Annotated in this window: 19 protein-coding genes and 1 pseudogene; 10 read left to right on the top strand and 10 right to left on the bottom strand. The window is 69.1% G+C overall.

The window, feature by feature from the left end; translation table 11 throughout:
• Positions 1-59 precede the first annotated feature (59 nt).
• From AB0B91_RS53525 to AB0B91_RS53540, 4 genes are read right to left on the bottom strand one after another with little or no spacing between them, the layout of a single operon-like run.
• Positions 60-1,214: an alpha/beta hydrolase gene (locus tag AB0B91_RS53525; protein ID WP_358338969.1), complete on the bottom strand. Its 1,155-nt coding sequence runs from the start codon at positions 1,212-1,214 to the stop codon at positions 60-62.
• A gap of 12 nt (positions 1,215-1,226) precedes the next feature.
• A complete protein-coding gene (locus AB0B91_RS53530; RefSeq protein ID WP_358338972.1) occupies positions 1,227-2,645 on the bottom strand; it encodes a S41 family peptidase in 1,419 nt (472 codons plus the stop codon).
• Positions 2,642-3,718 (bottom strand): ABC transporter permease, encoded by a 1,077-nt coding sequence (locus AB0B91_RS53535; protein ID WP_358338975.1) that lies wholly within the window; start codon positions 3,716-3,718, stop codon positions 2,642-2,644. Before AB0B91_RS53535 ends, AB0B91_RS53530 begins: the two co-directional genes overlap by 4 nt.
• Positions 3,715-4,605, bottom strand: coding sequence for an ABC transporter ATP-binding protein (locus AB0B91_RS53540; protein ID WP_358338978.1), 891 nt, complete (start codon positions 4,603-4,605; stop codon positions 3,715-3,717). Before AB0B91_RS53540 ends, AB0B91_RS53535 begins: the two co-directional genes overlap by 4 nt.
• Before the next feature lie 211 nt (positions 4,606-4,816).
• Here AB0B91_RS53540 and AB0B91_RS53545 point away from each other — a divergent pair, with 211 nt between their 5' ends.
• A complete protein-coding gene (locus AB0B91_RS53545) occupies positions 4,817-6,193 on the top strand; it encodes a histidine kinase (RefSeq protein WP_358338981.1) in 1,377 nt (458 codons plus the stop codon).
• Positions 6,190-6,873, top strand: coding sequence for a response regulator transcription factor (locus AB0B91_RS53550; RefSeq protein ID WP_358338984.1), 684 nt, complete (start codon positions 6,190-6,192; stop codon positions 6,871-6,873). The genes AB0B91_RS53545 and AB0B91_RS53550 overlap by 4 nt, the downstream gene beginning before the upstream one ends.
• 71 nt (positions 6,874-6,944) lie before the next feature.
• Here the strand turns inward: AB0B91_RS53550 and AB0B91_RS53555 are convergent, their stop codons facing one another.
• The gene (locus AB0B91_RS53555; protein WP_358338987.1) at positions 6,945-8,591 is read right to left on the bottom strand and encodes a phospholipase A2; all 1,647 of its coding nucleotides are present in this window, start codon (positions 8,589-8,591) and stop codon (positions 6,945-6,947) included.
• A 237-nt stretch (positions 8,592-8,828) separates the two neighbouring features.
• On the opposite strand from AB0B91_RS53555, the gene AB0B91_RS53560 reads away from it, so the two are divergent.
• Both AB0B91_RS53560 and AB0B91_RS53565 read left to right on the top strand, forming a co-directional pair.
• The gene (locus AB0B91_RS53560) at positions 8,829-11,636 is read left to right on the top strand and encodes a BTAD domain-containing putative transcriptional regulator (protein WP_358338990.1); all 2,808 of its coding nucleotides are present in this window, start codon (positions 8,829-8,831) and stop codon (positions 11,634-11,636) included.
• 170 nt (positions 11,637-11,806) lie between these two features.
• Entirely contained in the window at positions 11,807-12,067 is a 261-nt protein-coding gene (locus tag AB0B91_RS53565) for a hypothetical protein (protein ID WP_358338993.1), read from the top strand.
• A gap of 50 nt (positions 12,068-12,117) precedes the next feature.
• On the opposite strand, the gene AB0B91_RS53570 is transcribed toward AB0B91_RS53565, so the two are convergent.
• Both AB0B91_RS53570 and AB0B91_RS53575 read right to left on the bottom strand, forming a co-directional pair.
• Entirely contained in the window at positions 12,118-12,243 is a 126-nt protein-coding gene (locus tag AB0B91_RS53570; RefSeq protein ID WP_358338996.1) for a hypothetical protein, read from the bottom strand.
• Between the two features lie 190 nt (positions 12,244-12,433).
• Positions 12,434-13,189: a GDSL-type esterase/lipase family protein gene (locus tag AB0B91_RS53575; RefSeq protein ID WP_358338999.1), complete on the bottom strand. Its 756-nt coding sequence runs from the start codon at positions 13,187-13,189 to the stop codon at positions 12,434-12,436.
• 408 nt (positions 13,190-13,597) lie between these two features.
• Between AB0B91_RS53575 and AB0B91_RS53580 the strand changes: the two genes are divergently transcribed.
• Positions 13,598-14,125, top strand: a complete 528-nt coding sequence (locus AB0B91_RS53580; protein WP_358339002.1) for an RICIN domain-containing protein — start codon at positions 13,598-13,600, stop codon at positions 14,123-14,125.
• Positions 14,126-14,241: 116 nt separating this feature from the next.
• Complete coding sequence (locus AB0B91_RS53585) at positions 14,242-14,487, top strand: hypothetical protein (protein WP_358339005.1); 246 nt, start codon at positions 14,242-14,244, stop codon at positions 14,485-14,487.
• 128 nt (positions 14,488-14,615) lie between these two features.
• On the opposite strand, the pseudogene AB0B91_RS53590 reads toward AB0B91_RS53585, so the two are convergent.
• Positions 14,616-14,813 (bottom strand): annotated as a pseudogene (locus tag AB0B91_RS53590) (hypothetical protein); the annotation flags it as partial.
• Positions 14,814-15,295: 482 nt separating this feature from the next.
• Between AB0B91_RS53590 and AB0B91_RS53595 the strand changes: the two are divergent.
• Positions 15,296-16,759, top strand: coding sequence for an MDR family MFS transporter (locus tag AB0B91_RS53595; protein WP_358339008.1), 1,464 nt, complete (start codon positions 15,296-15,298; stop codon positions 16,757-16,759).
• A gap of 18 nt (positions 16,760-16,777) precedes the next feature.
• Here AB0B91_RS53595 and AB0B91_RS53600 read toward each other — a convergent pair whose 3' ends face one another.
• Positions 16,778-17,605: a helix-turn-helix domain-containing protein gene (locus tag AB0B91_RS53600; RefSeq protein WP_358339011.1), complete on the bottom strand. Its 828-nt coding sequence runs from the start codon at positions 17,603-17,605 to the stop codon at positions 16,778-16,780.
• Between AB0B91_RS53600 and AB0B91_RS53605 the strand changes: the two genes are divergently transcribed.
• The gene (locus AB0B91_RS53605) at positions 17,604-18,146 is read left to right on the top strand and encodes a TIGR03086 family metal-binding protein (protein WP_358339014.1); all 543 of its coding nucleotides are present in this window, start codon (positions 17,604-17,606) and stop codon (positions 18,144-18,146) included. The genes AB0B91_RS53600 and AB0B91_RS53605 overlap by 2 nt on opposite strands.
• Positions 18,147-18,150: 4 nt before the next feature.
• On the opposite strand, the gene AB0B91_RS53610 is transcribed toward AB0B91_RS53605, so the two are convergent.
• The gene (locus AB0B91_RS53610) at positions 18,151-19,146 is read right to left on the bottom strand and encodes a WYL domain-containing protein (RefSeq protein ID WP_358339017.1); all 996 of its coding nucleotides are present in this window, start codon (positions 19,144-19,146) and stop codon (positions 18,151-18,153) included.
• Between the two features lie 62 nt (positions 19,147-19,208).
• On the opposite strand from AB0B91_RS53610, the gene AB0B91_RS53615 reads away from it, so the two are divergent.
• A complete protein-coding gene (locus AB0B91_RS53615; protein WP_358339020.1) occupies positions 19,209-19,814 on the top strand; it encodes a DinB family protein in 606 nt (201 codons plus the stop codon).
• Positions 19,815-19,818: 4 nt separating this feature from the next.
• Positions 19,819-20,919 (top strand): winged helix DNA-binding domain-containing protein, encoded by a 1,101-nt coding sequence (locus AB0B91_RS53620; protein ID WP_358339023.1) that lies wholly within the window; start codon positions 19,819-19,821, stop codon positions 20,917-20,919.
• Positions 20,920-20,938: the final 19 nt, after the last annotated feature.

The raw sequence follows: 20,938 nt of genomic DNA on the forward strand, positions 1-20,938 counted from the left end.
CTTTGGTCACCTGCCCAGGCTCGCCGCCGTGCACCCGGCCAGGCAGGCATCCGATGGCCTCAGGGGTGAGCGCAGGCCGCGGGGCAGAACTTGGCCTCGGGATAGCGCGATGACGGCTTGTCCAGGAGGGGCTGCCGTTGCGAGTTCAGGTGCTGGTCGAGGAAGGCCGCCACGTAGGTGCGGGTGAGTTCGGCGCCGCGCGCCGCGCCCAGGACGCCGGGGAGGGGCTTGATGCCGAGGGCGTCCGAAAGCAGCGGGGTGTCGGTGAAGGACTGGTGTTCCGCTCCTGTCAGCACGATCCAGCGCTTCCATCCGGTGAGCAGCTTCCAGTCGCGGTCCCACGTAGGCATGGGGCCTCCGGAGACGTGCTCCGCCGAACCCAGGAACATGAACGGCCGAGAGAACCCGCTCTTGGGGATCCGGGCGTAGGCGGTGCCGTCCATGTCGATCCCGGCCCGCACTCGGGGGTCTTCGAGCATGGTCGCCATAGCGCTGGATCCGCCGATCGACTGGCCGACCATCGCGATGCGGGAGCGGTCGATCCGGTCGGAACCGGCCCACTTCGCCGGCAGCTGGTCGAGCACGAACGAGACGTCGGCCGCCCGGCCCTGGACGAGCCCGGCGCCGAAGCCGGGATCGGAGTTGCTGTCACAGGCGAGGCATTCGGCGACCCGCCCATCGGGGAAGGTCGTGGCGTAGCTCTCGTAGGTGTGGTCGATCCCGGCCACGACGTACCCTCGGCTGGCCAGGTCCTCGGCCAAGGACGTGAGGGTGCTCATCGGCTTGGTGAAGCCAGGGGAGAGCACCACCAGCGGCAACGTCTTCCCTGCGGGTTCGGCGTCTTTGATGGCGTTCGTGCGGGTCTTGCTCAGCGTGTTGTACGGCGCGCTCGCAATCCCGGAGCCTTTCAGGAGGAGTTCCGATTCCTTGGGTGTCATGTACGGCGCCTGCGGTCCGTCCCGTTGCTCGGTCGGATACCACAGGGTGACCTTGAGCTCCCTGGCGTCGACGTCGAGGTTCCAGGGATCGGGGCGGGAGGTGTCCTTCAGATACAGGGCGGTGGTGCCGACCGGGTGGGCGCCGGAGGGGGCGGGCAGGGTGGCAGGCCCGGCGGGCGCGGCGGACACGGCGTCGGATCGGGGCGGCGCGGGTGTGGAGCAGGCGGACGCGGCGAGGACGGCCAGTCCCGCGGCGACGGCCAGGAGCAGTCTCATGGAGAGGTCCGTTCACTTGTGCAACAAGGTCAGGGCCTTGGCCAGGGCGGGGTCGCGTCCGGCGGCCGCGTCCTTGGGGGTCAGGGGTACGTAGTGGTCGGGCGGCACGCCGATCCGGTCGATCACCTCGCGGTTGGGCCCCAGGTGATGCCTGGCCGGGAAGCTCAGCAGGGTGTTGTTGCGCAGCAGGTACGACTGCGCCGGCCCGGAGATGACGCCGGCGGTTCTGGTGCCGACCAGCTGGCCCAGGCGCAGGTCCTTGACCGCGGAGCTGAAGTGCTCGCAGGCCGAGGCGCAGCTGCGGTCGGTGAGCACCATCAGGGGCAGGCCGAGCAGCTCGACGGTGTCGTCGGTCCACGAAGTCTCGCATTTGCCGTCCACGGTGCACTGGTAGGCGGTGACCTTGCCGTGGCCGAACGTGCTCAGCAGCCGGATCGCCTCCGTGGGGCTGCCGTCGCTGTTGCCGCGCAGGTCCAGCACGACGCCGGTGAGCGTCCGGCCTTTCCGCAGCCTGGAGATCGCCCGCAGGGCCCGGTCCGCGGAGTCGGGCACGAATCCGGTCAGCCGTACGTAGGCGACATCGTCGTCCAGCAGCTTCGACTGCACCACTTGCAGAGTGGCCAGGTCTCGCTGGTAGAGGCCGGGTTTGAGCGTTACGCTCCAGCGGCGGCCGGTGCTCTGCCGTAGGAGCCGCAGCCGGACGGGGTGCGCTTCCGGATATTGCGGGTAGAGGGCGGCGATCGCGGGGGTGGCCTTCGCGTCGATGAAGGGCGCCGATCCGTTGATCGATTCGATGATGTCGCCCGCGCGCAGTCCGGCGGCCTGCGCCGCGCCGCCCTGCACGGCGGTGACGAACAGCGGAGCGAGTGCGACGCCGAGGTTGCCGTCCGCCTGCGAAGCGTCCACGTTCGCCTGCAGACCCAGGCCGTAGCCGTCACCGTCGTAGTAGTCGGGCGGCCGCTTGGCGTCGTGCGTCCAGCCGGCATGGTTGTCGCCGAGGCCGGCCACCATCGCCTCAAGGGTGACGACGGCCAGCTTGTCACGCAGGTCCGGCACCTGATCGGTGACCTTCCGATAGACCCCCTCGAAGGCGGCCCAGTCGGCTTTGCGGTCGCCGGTCAGCGCGGGCATGCCGGCCCCCGGCAGGTCGCGTCCGTCGCGGTTGAGCTCCTGGGTCAGGGCGACGAATCCGGCGGTCAGCAGTGAGCGGGCGTCCAGGGTGGCGCCGCTGTAGTAGTTGCCGAGGATGCAGAAGTACGCCTGCTCGATCACGTCGATCGTGGTGGGAGTCTCCGCCCCGGGCGCTCCCTGGGGCGGCGCGCAGACCGTACTGCCCGCCGTGCTCGCCTCGCCGCGCGGTGGCGCCGGTGCCGTGCAGGCCGCCGCCAGGAGCAGGGCGAGCCCGGCGGCCGCGATCCTGACGACGGTCATGACAAGCCTCTCCGTACCCGCCAGAAGCAGAGCCAGATGAGGCCGAGGGTGAGCAGGGCGTAGATCCCGGTCTCGATCCACTGGAAGGGCCAGAAGCTCTCGATGGGCTGGTACGTCGCCTGCTGCCGATAGCCGAGCCGGTTGATCTCCGCTGTGCACGCGTCCGTGCCCTGTCCCCTCGATGGTGCGCAGGGTCCCGACGTCGTGGAGATCGGGATGGACCGCGCGATCGTCGACGACGGCCCCGAGGCTCCATCGCCGCCGGCGACGGTACGTCCGGACGGATCGACCAGGACGCTGGACAGGACCCAGGCGCCCGCGTGGCCGGGAACGGCCGACGTGCTCAGGAAGACCTGCATGGCTCCGCCTTGCTGCCCTTGCGGCACGATGCCGTTCACGTTCGTCCGGCCGAGCTCGAAGGTCGACGTGACCGGGGGCATCAGGTGGGGACGGACCAGCAGCGGCATCGCGAGCTGGATCGCGGTGAAAGCGACCAGGGTGAGTGCCATGGCGGGCAGTGTGCGGCGCACCAGCACGCCCATGGTCACGCCCAGGACGAAGGCGAAGGCCGCGTACCCCATCGGGGCGATGCCGCGCGCGCTGAACACCAGGGGAGCCATCCGGGCCATTTCCGGAACCGCTGACTTGTCCAGGGGGTCGGACCACCAGGTCACCGCAAGGCCGCACAGTCCGGCGGCGGCCGTGGCGGCCAGGCCGGTGAGCCCGAGCTTGACCGCCAGCCAGCGGCCGCGGGTGATGCTCTGGTTCCACACCAGCAGATGCGTGCCCGACTCCAGCTCGCGGGTGATCAGCGGAGCTCCCCAGAAGAGCCCGACCAGCGCCGGCAGGATCAGTACGACGAGGGTGAGGGCGAGGAAGGGGAGCTGGTACTCGTCGAAGAAGCGGTCGAAGAAGTCGTCGCAGGTGTTGTCCGGGGTGCAGCCGGCGATCCCCGCAGCGTAGCGGGAGGCCAGATCCGGGCCGGTCAGGGCCAGCACGGCGGTGAGGACCACGAGTACGGCGGCCGTCATCGCGGCCGAGTCGCGGAACTGCCGCCAGGTCAGCCAGGTCATCGCCGCACCTCCAGGGCGACTCGCCGGTTCTCGGCGGTGCGCCTGTCCATGTAGGCCAGGACGAGGTCCTCCAGGCTGAGCCGGCTGACCGTCCAGGCGGGGTCGTGGATCGGGGCGTCGGTACGGACCACGTACGTGCTCTGCCGGTCGGTGTGGCTGGCGGAGACCACATGCTGGTCGTCGGGGAGCCGGTCGGGATCGCGGCGCGGGCCGGTGAGCCGGTGATGGGTGGCCAGCAGCTGGTCGGTCTTCCCGGCGATCTGGACGCGGGAGTCGACGAGCACGATCAGGTAGTCGCAGACCCGTTCCAGGTCGGAGACCAGGTGGGAGGAGAGCACCACGCTCAGCTTGTGCTCGACGGCGGCCTCCATCAGCCCCTGCACGAACTCGTGACGGGCCAGCGGGTCGAGTGCGGCCGCGGGTTCGTCCAGGATCAGCAGCTCGGGCCGCTTGGCCAGGCCGAGGGTGAGGGCGAGCTGGGCGCGCTGGCCGCCCGACAGCTTGCCCGCCCGATGCGCGGGGACGAGGCCGAGCCGCGCGATGCGTTCCCGCGCCATGCCGTCGTCCCAGCGGGGGTTGAGCCGAGCTCCCAGCCGCAGGTGTTCGGCAACGGTCATGCCCGCGTAGACGGGGGTCTCCTGGGCGACGAACCCGACCTTGGCCAACTGCGCGGACGTGCCGCCTGGCCGGCCGCCGAGCACGGTGATGCCGCCCGCGGTCGGTTCGAGCTGGCCGCTGGCCAGCTTCAGCAGCGTGGACTTGCCGGCTCCGTTGGGACCCACCAACCCCACGACGTGGCCCGCCGGGATGTCGATGGTGCACTCGCGCAGCGCCCAGCGTCTGCCGTACTTCTTGCCCAGTGCCTGGGCCTGCAGGACAGAAGTCACGCTATGTCCTCCTGAAAAGGTGGTCATGAACAGTGCCGGGAACGAAACTAGGTACTGCTCATGTGGGTGCGCTTCGGCCGTCAAACCGAGATCACGTACCGCCTGAGAACGAGGGGCCGCCGGCTCATCCCTGCGATCTAGTCCCGAAGAGCGGGAACTCCCGTCATGGCGACCGATGTGGGACGAACGGGGCAGGCGTGACAATGTGCCGGTGGAAATCGGTGAACGACGGTCGTGGTGGCGGCAGGTGCTCGACCTGTACAGCCGGCTGAACGAGGACTACTCAGATCAGCGCGGCGTCCGGGACACGCCGGGGCGGAGCAGCGGCGGACCCCCAAGGCTGTCTCGCGGAGCACTCGCCGTCGACGTGGTGATCGCGATCGTCCTGACGGTCATCGCGGTGACCCTATGGGCGAAAGATCCAGCGATCGGCTCTACCGCGCATCAGCCCGAAGCGATCGAGTACTTGCGGCTGCGACCTGGTCCCCCGGCCGGCCACGCACTACCTCCCGGCGCATCCCTACCACTTGCCCGGCTTCCGTCCCACGACCCGCCCGTGTTCCTCGTGGCGCTGACGGCGTTGCCGCTGGCGGCGCGGCGCCGGTACCCGCTCATCACCTTCTGGGTGGTGCTGGCAGCGGCCCGGGCCACCCAAGCGGATGCGACCTGGATCACCGTACTGACCTGCGCTGTCGCCGCGTACGGCGCCGCCGCCTATAGCCGTCACCGGATCCCGGCGATGGGTGGCCTCGTGCTCGCCGCCGGGCTCGCCGGTAGTGCCGGGTTCGGGGACATCACGCCTGCCTTGCCGGGCTGGATGGGGCCGTTCGTCGTCCTGCTGAGCGTCGGCGTCATCGGGAGTTTCGTCCGTTTCTGGCGGCGGCAGCTTGGAGCCAGCCGGCACCGGCTCACCGAGCTGCAGCAGGCGCAGGCGGACGCCATGCGCAGGGCTGTCACCGAGGAGCGGTCCCGGATCGCCGCCGAGCTCCACGATGTGGTGACCCACAATGTCAATGTGATGGTGATCCAGGCCGGTGCGGCCCGCAGCGTGATGGACGTGGAGCCGGAACAGTCGAAGCAGGCTCTGCTCGCGATCGAGTCCGGCGGCCGGGCCGCCATGGCCGAATTGCGCCATGTCATGGGCCTGCTCGCCGGCCCGGGCGGCGAACGCCTCGACGGGCCATCCGACGGGCTCGAACCCCAACCCGGGCTCGAACAGCTCGACGGCCTGGTGGAACGAGTCCGCGCCGCCGGAGTGCCGGTGCGCGTCGCGGTGTCGCCGCCCGGGCCTTTGCCCCCCGGGATCGACCTCGCCGCCTACCGGGTCGTACAGGAAGCCCTCACCAATACGATCAAGCACGCGCCCGGAGCCGCCGCGTCCGTGACGATCGGCCATCACGGCGACTGGCTGGAGATCGAGGTGAGCGACACCGGCGGGACACGAAGCGCCGGGCCGCGTACCGGTGACGGCAGGGGGTTGATCGGGTTGCGCGAGCGGCTCGCGGTCTACGGCGGGACCCTGGACGCCGGACGGACGCCCGGGGGCGGATTCCGGATCAAGGCCCGCGTCCCGTGGCGGACCGTATGACCGAGCGGTTGCGCGCCGTCATCGCCGACGACCAGGCACTGGTACGCACGGGATTCCGCATGATCCTCACCGCCAACGGCATCGAAGTGGCGGCCGAGGCCGTCGACGGGGCCGAAGCGGTCGCCGCGGTCCGCCGTACCAGGCCCGACGTCGTGCTCATGGACATCCGGATGCCGCAGATGGACGGCCTCGAAGCCACCCGGCGGATCCTCGCGGGCGGTGCCGAGGACACCCGCGTGCTGATCCTGACCACCTACGACCTCGACCACTACGTGTACGCCGCGCTCGCCGCGGGGGCGAGCGGGTTCCTGCTCAAGGACGTCTCACCCGAACACCTGGTGGCCGCGGTACGTCTGGTGCGCTCCGGCGACGCCCTGCTCGCGCCCACCATCACCCGCCGCCTGGTCGAGCGTTTCGCCCGCCGCGACGACGCGAAGCCCACCCTCCACCGCGATCTGCACCAGCTGACGCCCCGGGAACTGGATGTGCTGCGCCTGCTCGCCACCGGCCTGAGCAACGCCGAACTCGCCGACCAGCTGACCCTCAGCGTGGCCACGGTGAAGACCCATGTCGCCAGCATCCTGTCCAAGCTCGACCTGCGCGACCGTGTCCAAGCCGTGGTGGTCGCCTACGAAACCGGCCTGATCTCTCCCGGCCGCACCGGCCCCGCCGACAGCTGAGGCGCTGTCGAGGACCTTCGTGAAAGGACCGGATGGCGTCCGCCCGCCATCCGGTCATGGTTCAGGTGCTTCTATGGGCGCGAACCGTGAGTCGCGTCCGCACCGTTCTTGGGCTTACCGGCCAGCACCCCGACCCGATAGATGGCGGCCAGCTGGAGGCAGCCGACACGCGCGGCCTTCGAGTACGCGGGGCAGGTCTTCTTGACGAGCGTGGTGAAGAACAGGTTGTCCACCTTGGACTTCTTGTTCCGGTCGATGTACCACTTGTAGCCCTTGTACGTGTTGCCGATCAGGCCGTAGCCGTAGTCGTGCATGTCACAGGGCACCCGGAAGTCGAACTTCCAGAACAGGTACCGGGGCTTGTCCGGCGAGTTCGTGCAGTGGTCGTGGTTGATGCCGACGACCTGGAATCCGGTGGGGGTGTTCTTGAACTGCGGGTTGTGCCAGCCGTAGTGCGCGGCCCAGGCCGAACAGCCCTTCTTCGTGTACCACAACCAGTTCTCGACGGTTGCGCACTTGGTGGGGGAGGACAGCGTCCCGTCGATGCTCGCAGGGTCGGTGAAGTCGGACGCGGGCGGTTCGACGGCGTTGGGGTCGCCGACTCCCGTAGCGCCGGCCAGGGGGTCGATGGCGGACGGACGGTCGAGCTCGGTCGAGGCCACAGTGGGGGAGGCACTGTTCGCGGGGAAGGACAGGTCCCAGTTGCCGAGCTCTAGCGAGTTCAGGTGGTCAAGGCGTCCAGCCGTGTCGTAGGTGTACGTCTCCGCCGCAGTGCCGCTGCTGGGGTCACTCGCGGCACTGAGCCAGCCTGACAGGCTGTAGTCGAATCTGGCCACGGTCTTCGGCGCCTCGGTGCCGGAGACGACGGTGATCTCCTTGACCTGGCCGGCGTAGTCGCCGAACGAGCCGGAGGTGGCCGTGGTGGTGGTCGCGTAGCGGAGCGTCACCGTCTCTTCCGGCTTCTCGTCGACGGCCGGGTCCTTGATGGTGCTGATCCGTCCGGCGGAGTCGTAGGTCAGCAGGCTCGTGCCGTACGCGCTGGTCCCGAACCCGGTGACACGCCAGTTGTCGCCCTGGAGTGTGCCCAGTTTGTTCCAGGTGTAGGTGGGGCTGAGCTCGGCCTCGGTGAACGGGGTGCCGCCGGCGTTGACGAAGACGTCGTCGCCCTCGTCCGCCGTGGCCAGGTTCGACGCGATGGTCTCCACGACCGTGGTGTGCAGCTCTCCGGCCGCCGCGTCCCACTTGGTGGTCTCCGTGATCTTGGAGCCGTTCGGGTCCTCGTACTTCTGGATGCCGCCGCCCGAGGGGAAGGAGATGCTGCTGGTCAGCGCGTAGCGGGTCGAGGTGCCGCCGTCCAGCTCGGTGACGACGACGGCGCCGTTCTGGATCTCCAGTTTCCGGGCGATCGTGCCGCCGAGGAACTCGGCCTGCCAGCCGGGTCCGAAGACGCCCAGCTCGGGACGTGACGCGGGGGCGGTCTGCGGCTTGGCCAGGCCATCGTCCACGACGGTCACGTTGTGACGCCGGCCGATCGCGCCCGCCGCCACGTCAGATTCATGCAGCTCGTAGGTGTGGGATGCGGGGAAGTAGAGGCCGGGGCCGATCCCCTGGACGGGGACCGTCGGCGCGTCCCCGACGGTGTCGGCGGCGGCGGGTGACGCGGCGAGCAGGGGAAGCAATACCGCCGCGACCGCGGTGGCTAAGGTGAACCTGCGCAAGCTGAGCTCCTCACAGACGCTACTCGTTGGTAACGAGATCGTCGCGACGCCGCCTGGCAGGCGGATGGCAGCTCGATGGCACCGGTTGTCAGGAATTCATTACACTGATCGACCAGCCCCGTTGACGTGTCCGGTTTGGCTGATCATTGTGTGATTGATCCACAAAAAGCAGCATTATGCGTTGCGCTCCTGGCAGCTGGCTGGCAACTCGATGACACCAGAAAGGTGGGGCAGTCGGTGAAGATCAAACTGCTGGGCCCACTGGAGATCCGTGACGACCAGGACATGCTGATACCGGTCACGTCCGCCAAACAACGCATCATCCTCGCGGCGCTCACGCTCCGCCTCGGCGAGGTCGTCCCGGTCGAGCATCTGGTGGACTGCCTATGGGACGGCGAGCCGCCCCCGACGGCACGCGAGACCGTGCACAGCCATGTCATGCGCCTGCGCAAGCTCCTCGCGACCTCGCAGGTCCTGCTCACCAAACCGGGTGGTTACCTGCTGAACGTGGACAAGTGCGAAGTGGACACGACACAGGTCCAGCGCCTACGGGCGCGAGCCGCCCAGGCCGCCGCGAGCATGAACCAGCAGGGGCAGTCCGCGTTGCTCCGGGACGCGCTCGCGCTGTGGCGGGGCGAGCCGATGACCGGCATCGACTCCGAGGTGCTGCGGGCGCACTACGTCCGGGTGTGGGAGGACATCTGGTGCCAGATGATGGAGGAATGCATCGACGCCGAGCTCGCGCTGGGCCGGCACGCCTCGCTCGTCGGCGAGCTGCGCTTCCTCGTTGCCAGCCACCTGTTGCGTGAACGGTTCCACGGCCAGCTCATGCTGGCGCTGAACGCCTCCGGCCAGCGGGCCGAGGCCTTGCGGGTCTACCAGGAAGTCCGGCACGTGCTGATCGAGGAGCTGGGCATCGAGCCGGGCGAATACCTCCGCGAGGTTCACCGGCAGGTTCTGCACGCCTCGCCCGAGCCCGCTCCGATGTCGCCTGCCCTGCTGCCGCTGGACGTCTACGGATTCGTCGGACGCGCCCCCGAGCTGGAGCGGCTCGACGCGCTCCTGGGCGCCGCCGACGAACAGCCCACCGCGGTCGTCGTCACCGTGTTGTCGGGAGCGGCCGGAGTGGGGAAAACCGCCTTGGCGGTGCACTGGGCGCACCATGTCAGTAAACGTTTCCCGGACGGCCAGCTGTACCTCAACCTGCGGGGATTCGACCCGACCGGATCGCCGATGAGCCCCGCCGAGGCGATGCGCAGCCTCCTGGAGGCGCTGGGCGTGCCACCCCAACGGGTGCCGGCCGGCCTGGCCGCCCAGACCGGCCTCTACCGGAGCATGCTCGCCGGGCGCCGGGTTCTGATCGTGCTCGACAATGCCCGTGACTCCGAGCAGGTACGTCCGCTCCTGCCGGATTCGCCGGGCTGCCTGGTCCTGGTGACCAGCCGCAGCCAGTTGTCCGGGCTCATGGCGATGGAAGGCGCCCACCCGCTGCCGCTCAAGCTGCTGCCCGTCTCGGACGCCCGCAAGCTGATGGCCAAGCGCCTGGGCGCGAACCGGGTGGTCGACGAGGCAGACGCGGCGGAGGAGATCATCAGACGGTGCGCGCGGCTTCCCCTGGCCATCGCGATCGTGGCGTCACGGGCGGCGAGCAACCCCGACGTCTCGCTGTCCGTTCTGGTCGCCGAACTCGACGACGCCTACCTGGACGTCTTCGACGGCGGCGAACCGATGACGCAGATCCGTACCGTGTTCTCGTGGTCCTACCACGCGCTCACCGCCGACACCGCGCGGTTGTTCCGGCTGCTCGGCTCCCACCCCGGCCCAGAGATCACCGCGCCGGCCGCGGCCAGCCTCGTGGGCATGTCCCTGGCCCAGACGCGTCCCTTGCTGGCCGAGCTGACGCGTACGCACCTGATCACCCAGCACGCTCACGGCCGCTACGCCTTCCACGACCTGCTGCGTGCCTACGCCGCCGAGCTCGCGAGCGCCCACGAGGTCGAGTCCGAACGGCAGGCCGCGCTCCACCGGCTGCTCGACCACTACGTGCACACCGCGGACCACTCGGCCCGGCTGCTCAACGTCCATCAGAGCCCGCTGCTCCTGACGCCGCCCCAGCCCGGAGTCGTCCTGTCGGCGGCGAACGACCACGAGCAGGCCATGGAATGGTTCAAGACCGAGCATCCGGTCCTGATGGCGGCCGTCTCCCTCGCTGCGCAGTCAGGGTTCGACACGCATTTATGGCAGCTCACATGGCTGTTGAATGATTTCCTGGATCGACAGGGCCGATGGCGTGAACAGGCCGGGCTCCAGGAGCTGGGCCTGGAGGCCGCCTGCCGTACCGGCGACATGATCGGACAGGCGCACGCCTACCGGAACCTCGGGTGGGCCCTCACCAAGCTGAGCCGCTATGACGACGCCCTCGGGCATTTCCAGTCGGCGCTCCGGCTCTACGGCGACCTGGGCGACCTCACCGGAGCCGCGCACACGCACGGGAACATGTCAGGAGTGCTCGAACGGCAGGAACGCTACCGGGAGGCGCTCAGCCACGCCAAGCAGGCGCTCGAGCTCTACCAGCGGACCAACCATCAGGCCGGGCAGGCGCGGGCGCTCAACGCGGTCGGCTGGCACTACACGCTGCTCGGCGAGCATTCCAAGGCCCTCGCCTACTGCTGGCAGGCGCTCGACCTGCAGTTCCTGACGGGTGACCTCCACGGCCAGGCGGCGACCTGGGACAGCCTGGGCCACATCCATCATCATCTCCAGCAGCACGAGCAGGCCATCGACTGCTACCGGCAGAGCCTGGTGCTGTTCCGGAACGCGGGCGATCTGTGCAGCGTGGCGGGAACGCTCACCCGGCTGGGCGACAGCCACCAGAAGCTGGGCGAAGGCGAGACCGCCCGGCTCATCTGGGGCGACGCGCTGCACATTTTCGAGGAACTCGACCACGCCGACGCCCAGCGGGTCAGGGCCAGGCTCACGGGGCTGTCGGACTGGGATTCCATGGCCCATGAGCACATCACCCGATCGGCCGGCCTGCCTTTGTGAGCCGGCTGAGCGCCCGCACCTCCTGCAGCCGCCGCCCCGGCCGGTATTTGTCCGGTACCCGCACGCAGCAGATCAGGAAGGCTTGCCGATGTCCAGCGCCGTGGACGGGCTGCGGTCCAGCTCGGCGGCGATCGATCACAGTGAGGGTGAGCGCTCTACACTCGCTCGCTATGACCCGATTAACTGATCGTCTCGGTCCCGTCTCCCTGATTCTCGCGGTGCTCGCCATCCTCGTCGGCATCCGGCTGACGCAGGACTGGTTGAGGCCGGGGCTCGGGGTCATCGCGGCGGCGCTGGCATGGCCTGGGGTACGGAAGCAAGCCACGATCGCCACGGTGTACAACCGCAGCACATCGGTGGCGGGGATGGCGGTGGCGGCGGTGGCGATCGCCCTTAGCGCGGCGAAGTTGGCGTCCACCGCTCTCTTTTAGCGCTGATGGCAAGGGTGTTCAGCAGGCCGTGCCGTCTCCGTGGTGCTGTCCTATCTGTCGGAGACAGTTGTGGTGTAGCCGTCGACGATCTGGATGTCGGTGGCCGCGTCCGCCGAGGCGGGGATGGTCGGGGTGAGCAGGGCGGCGGCGGCCAGGGCGCCGAGGGTGGCGAGCATGGGTTCCTCCTGAGTGTCGTCCGGGAAGGGGCCTGGTGCTCCAGGCGGCCCGAGTCGCGAGTCGAAACGGTGATCTGGAGTTGCGCACCGACTCGCGCGCGGTTTGGTGGCGGAGCTCGGACGGCGTCGGTGTTGCCCGGCGCCGTCCCGGCTGGTTCTCGTGGTGTCTGTTGGCGCTGGTTCGAGCGCGTCAGGAGGTGACGGTCTTGGCGGTGGGGAGGACCTCGGTGACGGTGGGGAACGGGCGGGGGTAGGGGGCGCCGATCTTGAACTGGCCGGCCAGGGTGTCGGCGAAGGCGGCGGCGATCCGTAGTTCGCCTTGGGCGTTGGGATGGGTGCCGTCCCAGGTGTGGGCGGAGGCGACGAACTCGGCGTGGGTGGCGGCGATGACGATGGGGGACCGCTGGGTGTGCAGGTCGTTGGCGACCAAGATCAGTTGCCGGTTGAAGTCGGAGACCCGGGCGTTGAAGAGGGGGTCGTGCGTGGCCTTGTGAGTGTCCAGCAGGGTGCCCAGCACCAGGCGCAGCGCCGGGTTGCCGGCGCGGGCGTTGCCGATGAAGGTACGCAGGTTCGCCTCGTTCTGCTCCGTCCCATGGTCGTACCAGAACAGGTCGTTGATACCGAGCAGCACCAGCAGATAGTCCGGGTGGTGCTCGGCGACCTTGGCGGCGATCTCGTTCATCTCCGCGCAGTAGGGACGTCCCCACTGCGCGTCGTGGTCGGTGTCGAAGTCGGGATCGGCATAGCTCTGGTCACCGTCGCCGGTCCGGGCCGTGGTGATGGCCTCCAGATCGTTTTTCGGCCCGACCAGGTCCAGGTTGACCCCGTGGTGGCGGAGGTGCTTGTAGAGCCGGTAGCGCCATGTCCAGTCCCCGCTGCTCCCGTGACTGATCGAATCTCCCACGATCATCACCTTGATGACGTCGGTCGCCGCTGGTTGCCTCATGCCCCGGCTCCTTCCGGTTCCGGCCGTGTGGCGGCCGGCGGTGGCCCGGCGATCGTGGCGTGCGTCTTTTCGGCGTGGGAGGTGCCGTTGGCAGTGGCGGGGCTTGGACGGCCGGCGATGACGATGATGGTGGCGGCGAGTGGTGCATGCCGTGGGGGGAGACGCATGATCCTCCGACCTCGAAACGATCGCTACATTAAGTAGTTGATTACGTTCGATAAGTAATCATGCGAGGTGGTGGTGGTGGCATTGCCGCCACGGTGATACCCGTATGCCCTGTTGTGGCGCCCCTCCGGGAAAGCGGTGGCGCAAGGTGGAGCGGGCAACATGTACTGAGGGTAGTTGATCTTTGACTGTGGGTTGCGGGAGGCTTCTCGGGTCGAAGTGATCTTCCTTTCAGGAGGCACCATGCTGCTCGCCCGCCGTCTGCTGGCCGGCGCCGCCGTCGTCACCGCCGTGAGCGCGCTCACCGCTCTGCCCGCTGCGGCCTCTGCCCAGCACCATGCCGCTCGCTCCGGCCTGGCTCCGTTCCCGGTCTGCATCGACGCCACCAACGACCGCGCCGACGGCACCGAGATCCGGCTGTGGCGCTGCCTGGATCACACCAACCAGCGGTTCGTCATCGAAGACGGCGCTATCAAGGTCGAAGACACCGTCGGCACCGCCCGGGAGGTATGCCTGGACGCCGGCAACACCCGCGCCAACGACGCCCGGGTCCGCCTGTGGCAGTGCCTGGACCACGCCAACCAGAAGTGGGTCGTCAGGCGAGGAAAGATCATCCTCCAGGACACCCTCGCCGCCGGTGAACCCGTGTGCCTGGACGTCGGCAACACCCGCTACAACGGCGACAAGGTCCGCTTGTGGCGCTGCATGGACCACGCCAACCAGCGGTTCGTCATTGACAACGGCCAGATCAGGGTCAAGGACGCCATGTAGAACACGGGGCTCCCAGGCGCGCACCTCGCCATCGCCACTTCACCGAACAAGACGCTCGGCACGTAGTCATCACCCGGCGGGAGGGTTCCGCTCGGGCACCAGAGAGGAACACCAGCGTGAAGGCAATCAAAAGAGCTCTCACCGCGAGCCTGGGCGCCGCCGCCGTCAGTGGCGCGCTCCTGGCCGGAGCCCTTCCGGCCCACGCCTCATCGTGGCACCGCGTCCACACCTCCAGCGATTTCGTGACCTGTCACGCATACATTCTGGTCACCTATGGCGGCTGGCCTGCGGACCGCGTGAAATGCGAGCTCGACGGCACCTGGCACCCGTTCCAGACTTACGGCGTCTACATCTGGTACTGAGTCACTCCGGTCCGCACAGAGCGTCCGCGTGCTGAAACAGCACGCGGACCCTTACGACAGGGGGGCACACGAACGGCTGGTGACGGAGCGTTTCAGCCGCGCGGCGCGTACATGATCACGGCGACACCGGCCAGGATGCGCCCGAAGTTCGCATCAGGCTGAAGGGCGGCGACGAACCCGTACAGGCCCAGCGCGAGGACGCCGGCGCCGATCCAGATGACGCCGCGCTGCTCGCGTACGCCCTACCAGACCAGCCATGCTCCGCCGATCTCGGCGAGGGCGGCAAGGGCGAACAACGCGCAGCACGCCTTCTCCCGATCGGCCAGGTCCCGTACCCACGCCGCCACGCCGGGCTCGGCGCGCAGGCGGAAGCGGATGCCCTGGCTGGTCTTCTCCTGACCGAAGAGCCGCTGATATTCGTCCAAGCGCTGCTGGGCGGTATCGGGGGCGGTGCTCATGTCGCAAACCGCGCGCCGACCGTAGGCGGCACGGCGCCCCCGCTGCCGCGCCGCTCGGGGCGGGAGGTCGTCCGATGCCCGTACGCTGTGCGAACCCGCCGGGGAGCACGCCGCGGTCTCGGACAGCGAGCTCTCGGGGTATGTTCGCCCAGGTCATGGGCGATTAGGTGCTCCTTCGCGTGATCGGGAGACCATCGTTCGCCGGTGAAAATCGGGTGGTATTTCGTATCACTTGCCGGAATGCTGGGGCAGGGCGATGAGTTTTGTCGGTGGTGCCGGTCAGACTTTGCATGACCAACAATTCGCCAGCCATGACCACATCATGTCCGACGACCCCCGATAGAGGTGCCGTGCCCAGCCCACAGCTCGACTCACCCGCCAAGTCCGCGACCGCCGGTTCAGGTCGCACCCCGGCCGTGATCCGGCTGCTGGTGCTCGCCACGTTCGTGGTCATCCTCAACGAGACGATCATGATCAATGCGATCCCGCGGTTGATGGGCGCGCTGCACATAACCGAGCAGACGGCTCAGTGGCTCTCGACCGCCTTCATGTTGACCATGGCCGCTGTCATCCCGATCACCGGATGGTTCCTGCAGCGGGTGTCCACCCGCAACGCCTACACCACAGCGATGGGCCTGTTCCTGCTCGGTACGGCGTTGGCCGCGGTCGCGCCGTCGTTCGAGGTGCTGCTGGGCGCCCGCATCATCCAGGCGTCCGGGACGGCTGTGATGATGCCGCTGCTGATGACCACACTGATGCAGGTGGTGCCCGAGGAGGATCGGGGCCGGGTGATGGGCAACGTCACCCTGGCCATCTCGGTCGCGCCCGCCATGGGCCCGACGGTCTCAGGGGTGATCCTTCAGTTCGGGTCCTGGCGCCTGCTGTTCGCCGTGGTGTTCCCCATCGCCGCCCTGATCACATGGCGCGGCCTGAAGCAGCTCAAGAATGTCGGAGAGCCCGAGTTCAGCACCATCGACTGGTTGAGCGTGGTGACCGCGGCTGTCGGCTTCGGCGGCCTGGTCTACGGGCTCAGCCGGTTCGAGGGCGGTGACGCCGGTGTCGCCGCGGCGATCGTGGCGGTCGGCCTGGCGGCCATCGCCGTCTTCGTCTTTCGGCAACTGTCGTTGCAGAAGCGTGGCGTGCCGCTGCTGGACCTGCGGACCCTGCGCTACCGCACCTACACGGTCGCGTTGATCATGATGTCGGTGGCCTTCATGGCGATGCTCGGCTCGATGATCCTGCTGCCGCTGTACCTGCAGAACATCCGCGAGCTCACCGCACTGCAGACCGGCCTTCTCGTGATGCCGGGCGGCCTCGCGATGGGGCTGCTCGGTCCGACCGTCGGCCGGTTGTTCGACCAGTTCGGCGGCCGGGTGCTGGTCATCCCCGGCGCGATCGGGATCATGCTCGCGCTCACCGGCTTCACCCAGGTCTCGATGACCATGCCGTACTGGCAGCTTCTCGGTCTGCACGCGCTGCTGATGGCGAGTCTGGCCTTGACCTTCACCCCGGTGTTCACCCTTGGGCTCGGCGCGGTCCCCCCGCGGCTCTACTCCCACGGCAGCTCGATCCTGAGCACGCTGCAGCAGGTCGCCGCGGCCTTCGGCACCGCGCTTGTGGTCACCGTGATGAGCGCGCGAGCCGATGCCCTGAAGTCCGAAGGGGTCACGGAGGCGCTCGCCAGCCTCGACGGCATGCGGCTGGCCTTCATCATCGGCGCGGTGCTGTCCGTGGCCGTGGTCGTCACCGCCCTGCTCCTCCCCGCTCGAGCGGACAGCGCCGGCGAGGGGACCCAGCCGACGCACCCGGCGTGACAACGCCGGGGTGGAGGGTCAGGCCTGGCTGCTGAGCCGGGCGTAGGCCGCGGGTGGCATGCCGACCGCGGCGGTGAAGTCACGGGTCAGGTGGGCTTGATCGGTGTAGCCGAGTTCGGCGGCCAGCGTGGCAAGGTCGATGCCCTGGGAGATCCGCTCCGCGGCCTCGTGCAGCCGGAAGCGGCGGATCACCCACTTGGGGCCGATGCCGACATAGTCCCTGAACAGGCGCTGCAGCGACCGCACCGACCGGCCCGATATGGTGGCCAGCTCGTTGACCTTGGTCATGGACACGTCGCTCTCCACCGCCGCCACCAGCGCCGCGACCTCCTCGACCAGCGGATCCCGCTTCGGCCCCAGACCCACTAGAAACTTCTCGATGAGCCCGATGGCGGCCCGGGGGTCGGGTTCGGCCAGGACCTGCCCGACCAGGGCCGCGCCTGCCGTGCCGTACATTTCACCGATCTCCACGAAACGGTCGGTCAGCTCGGAGACCGGGCCGCCGAGGAGCGGCCGGAAGCCGCCGGGGCGGAACCGCGTGCCGAGCACGCGGCCGCTGCCCCGCATCGTGTAGGAGAACCCACCCTTGATCACTCCCGCTATCTGGTGGAAGTCCTGGGTGATGGTCATGTTCACGGTGGGGTGGGAGACGATGCGCTGTTCGTACGGCTCGGCGAGGTCGGTCCAGGTGACGACCCAGAAATGCTCCACGTACGGCGAAATTTCGGGGGATGGCGCCTGGCGCGCGAAATTGAAGGAGTTGAGCCCCGCGTACGGGTTGACCCAGCCGCGCTGTCGCGTTTCTACAAGCCGCGCCTGAGACGCGCGGGGCACCATGTCCGCCATGGACGACATGATGCCGCTGATGACACGCGCCACCGAACGCACCTCTGGATTGGTGCGCGCGGTGCGGCAAGACCAGTTCGGGTCGCCTACGCCATGCGCGAAGTTCGAGGTCAAAGACCTGATCAACCATCTGGAGTGGGTAGCGGAGCTGTTCGAGTCGCTGGGCCGTAAGGGGCCGTTGGTCGAGCAGGGCCCTTACGCGGGCGACTTCCCCGAGCGAGTGAAGGGCACGCTCGCCGCCTGGTCGCGGCGCGAGGCATGGGACGGGACCAGCCCCGGCATGGGCCTGCCGATGACCACGCTGGCCCACATGTACCTGGTCGACATGGTCGTGCACGGCTGGGACCTGGCCAGGGCCACCGGTCAGCGGTACGAGCCGGAGCCCGAGGCCGTCGCGCGGGCGCTGGACTTCACCGGCCGGATGGTGGAGATGGGCAGGCAGCGCGGCGCCTTCGGGCCGCCGGTGGCGGTGCCGGACCACGCCCCGGCGTTCGACCGTCTGCTCGGCGTCATCGGCCGGGATCCGGCCTGGACACCGTGATCCGCTACAGCCTTTCGGTTGTGGCGTCGGTGTAGCGGCGGGCCAGGCGCGCGAAGGCGTCCTTGAGCTCGGCCGGGCCGACGACCTCGATGTCGGCGTCGAACCTGCCGATGGCGGCGGCCAGGCTGAGCCAGGACCACGAGTTCAGGATGAGCCGGCAGCGGTTCGGGCCGAGTTCCTCGACGATTCCGTCGCGGGTATAAGGGGACACGGCGGCGGCGGGTAGGCCGAGGATCACCTCGCCGCGGCAGGGCCAGTTGCCGGAGCGGTCGGAGTTCCAGAACTTGCTGACCACGAAGGCGGCCACGTCACCTGCGGGCAGCTCGCGCGGGGTGAAGCGGGGCCCTGTAGGGGTGCGCGGGGTGATCCGATCGGCACGGAAGGTGCGCCAGTCCTCGCGATCGAGGTCCCAGGCGACGAGGTACCAGCGCCCGCCCCAGGTGACGAGGTGATGGGGCTGCACCCGGCGCGGCGGGGTCCGCACGCCGTTGTCGTCCGCTCCTGCTGGGGTTACGGGGGTGTAGTCGAAGCGCAGCACCTCGCGGGCGTGGACGGCGGCGCTGAGTGCCATGAGTACGCCGCCGTCGGCCTGTGGGTCCGGTCGGATCCCGGGCCGCTCGACGGCGATGACCTGGAGGGTGTCGATCCGGTGGCGCAGCCGGGCGGGCATGACCTGCCGGACGGTGTTCAGCGCCCGGGCCGCGGCTTCCGCGATGTCGGCACCAGTGGTGGTGGCGATCTGGAGTGCGATGGCCAGAGCGATGGCCTGCTCGTCGTCGAACAGCAACGGGGGCAGCTCCGTGCCGGCCTCGAGCCGGTACCCGCCGTCGGGCCCCTTGAAGGCCACTATGGGATAGCCGAGCTCGCGCAGGCGGTCGACATCTCGGCGTACGGTGCGCGAGCTGATGTCCAGCCGCTCGGCCAGCAGCGCCCCCGGCCAGTCCCGGCGCGTCTGGAGCAGCGAGAGCAACGACAGCAGTCGCGCTGAAGTCTTCGGCATGCTGCCTATATTGCCCTGAGAAGAGGCCACTCCCTGTCCGCTTCACCTGCGACTGTTGTCGTGTGCCAGTCAACGACGACAACGCGAAGGGGCCGAACACCATGACCGCCACCACCACGCTCGACGCCGAGCGAGGCGACCTGCTCGCCCAGCTCGCGGACGCGCGAACCGCCCTGACCAACACCATCCGCGGGCTCGGCGACGAGCGACTCGGGGAGCGCCCGACGGTCAGCGAGCTGTGCCTGGGCGGGCTGGTCAAGCACGTCGCGTCCATGGAGGAGCAGTGGATGCGCTTCGTGGTCGAGGGCCCGTCGGCGATGTCCTACGACCTGCCCGACGGTGTCACCTGGGCCGACTTCGCAAGTGGTACCGCACGCGAGTTCCCGCAGTGGGCGATCGACCACCAGAAGGACTTCCAGATGCTGCCCGGTGACACGTCGGCCGGGATCCTCGCGCGGTACGAGCAGGTGGCCGCCCGCACCGCGGAGATCATCGCCACAGTCCCCGACCTGTCGGCGACACACCCGCTGCCGGCGGCGCCCTGGCACGAGCCGGGAGCGGTGCGCAGCGTACGCCGGGTGCTGATGCACGTCATCGCCGAGACCTCCCAGCACGCCGGGCACGCCGACATCCTGCGCGAGACGCTCGACGGGCAGAAGTCCACCTGAACCGATGACCGTTCTCGGCACCCGGGCGCTCAACCGCGCGACACTCGCCCGGCAGTTACTGCTTGAGCACGCCGACCTGCCGGCCCTCGACGCCGTCGCGCACCTGTGCGGCCTGCAGGCGCAGGAGCCGCAGGAACCGTTCGTCGGGCTCTGGTCGCGGCTGCGCGCGTTCGACCCGGCGGTGCTCTCGGACCTGTTGATCCGGCGGAACGTGGTACGGACCCACCTCATGCGCCGCACCGTCCACCTCCTCACCGCCGACGACGTCCTGGCCTGGCGGGCCCGTCACGACTTCATGCTGCGCCAACGGGTACTCGGGACCTACCGCCGCGAGCTCGACGGGGTGGATCTCGACGAGCTCGCGGCGGCGGGCCGGGCGGTGATGGCCGACGACGAGCCCCGCTCGATGGCCGAGCTCGCGCGGGCGCTGGCCGAGCGCTGGCCGGCGCCGGGGCAGCGGGCACTGGGTGAGATGCTGATCGCCGCCCTGATCCCGATGGTGCAGCTGCCGCCGCGCGGGCTATGGCGTACGAGGGCGGGGGTACGCAACGTCCTGCTCTCCTCCTGGCTGGGGCGCGAGATCGACCCGCCGGCCACGGACGGCTCAGATCCGGTCGGTGAAGAGCTGGTACGGCGCTATCTGGCCGCGTTCGGCCCCGCCTCGTCAGCCGACCTGCGCGCCTGGTGCGGCCTCGCCGGACTGCCGGCCGCGGTGGCCGCGATACGCGAGGAGCTGGTCACCTTCCGCGACGAGCGAGGCCGGGAACTGCTGGACCTCCCCGACGCACCGCGCCCCGACCCCGACACACCCGCTCCGGTGCGGTTCCTGCCGGCGTTCGACAACGCGCTCCTCGGTTACCACGACCGCGGCCGGATCGTCGACGACGCCCACCGCAACCTGTCGGTCGCCGGTGCCCGCGTCGTCCTGGTCGACGGCCGGGTCGCCGCGACCTGGACCGTCGAGGCCGGCACCGTGATCGTCGCCCCGCTGCGGGGTTTCTCGCGAGCCGACGACACCGCCGTGGCCGAGCAAGGGCAGGCGCTGGCGTCGTTCCTCTCCGACAACGACAGTGACCGCGTACAGATCGTCGCGTCTACCGGCTGAGCGAATCTTGGCAGCTCAG

Source organism: Nonomuraea sp. NPDC049141 (assembly GCF_040648415.1).
Lineage (GTDB): Bacteria > Actinomycetota > Actinomycetes > Streptosporangiales > Streptosporangiaceae > Nonomuraea.

Excerpts from the sequence above, each read along its gene's own strand:
- AB0B91_RS53525 (WP_358338969.1), bottom strand. The coding sequence starts at position 1,214 with ATGAGACTGCTCCTGGCCGTCGCCGCGGGACTGGCCGTCCTCGCCGCG.
- AB0B91_RS53530 (WP_358338972.1), bottom strand. The coding sequence starts at position 2,645 with ATGACCGTCGTCAGGATCGCGGCCGCCGGGCTCGCCCTGCTCCTGGCG.
- AB0B91_RS53535 (WP_358338975.1), bottom strand. The coding sequence starts at position 3,718 with ATGACCTGGCTGACCTGGCGGCAGTTCCGCGACTCGGCCGCGATGACG.
- AB0B91_RS53550 (WP_358338984.1), top strand. The coding sequence starts at position 6,190 with ATGACCGAGCGGTTGCGCGCCGTCATCGCCGACGACCAGGCACTGGTA.
- AB0B91_RS53565 (WP_358338993.1), top strand. The coding sequence starts at position 11,807 with ATGACCCGATTAACTGATCGTCTCGGTCCCGTCTCCCTGATTCTCGCG.
- AB0B91_RS53570 (WP_358338996.1), bottom strand. The coding sequence starts at position 12,243 with ATGCTCGCCACCCTCGGCGCCCTGGCCGCCGCCGCCCTGCTCACCCCG.
- AB0B91_RS53575 (WP_358338999.1), bottom strand. The coding sequence starts at position 13,189 with ATGAGGCAACCAGCGGCGACCGACGTCATCAAGGTGATGATCGTGGGA.
- AB0B91_RS53580 (WP_358339002.1), top strand. The coding sequence starts at position 13,598 with ATGCTGCTCGCCCGCCGTCTGCTGGCCGGCGCCGCCGTCGTCACCGCC.
- AB0B91_RS53605 (WP_358339014.1), top strand. The coding sequence starts at position 17,604 with ATGGACGACATGATGCCGCTGATGACACGCGCCACCGAACGCACCTCT.
- AB0B91_RS53600 (WP_358339011.1), bottom strand. The coding sequence starts at position 17,605 with ATGGCGGACATGGTGCCCCGCGCGTCTCAGGCGCGGCTTGTAGAAACG.
- AB0B91_RS53610 (WP_358339017.1), bottom strand. The coding sequence starts at position 19,146 with ATGCCGAAGACTTCAGCGCGACTGCTGTCGTTGCTCTCGCTGCTCCAG.
- AB0B91_RS53620 (WP_358339023.1), top strand. The coding sequence starts at position 19,819 with ATGACCGTTCTCGGCACCCGGGCGCTCAACCGCGCGACACTCGCCCGG.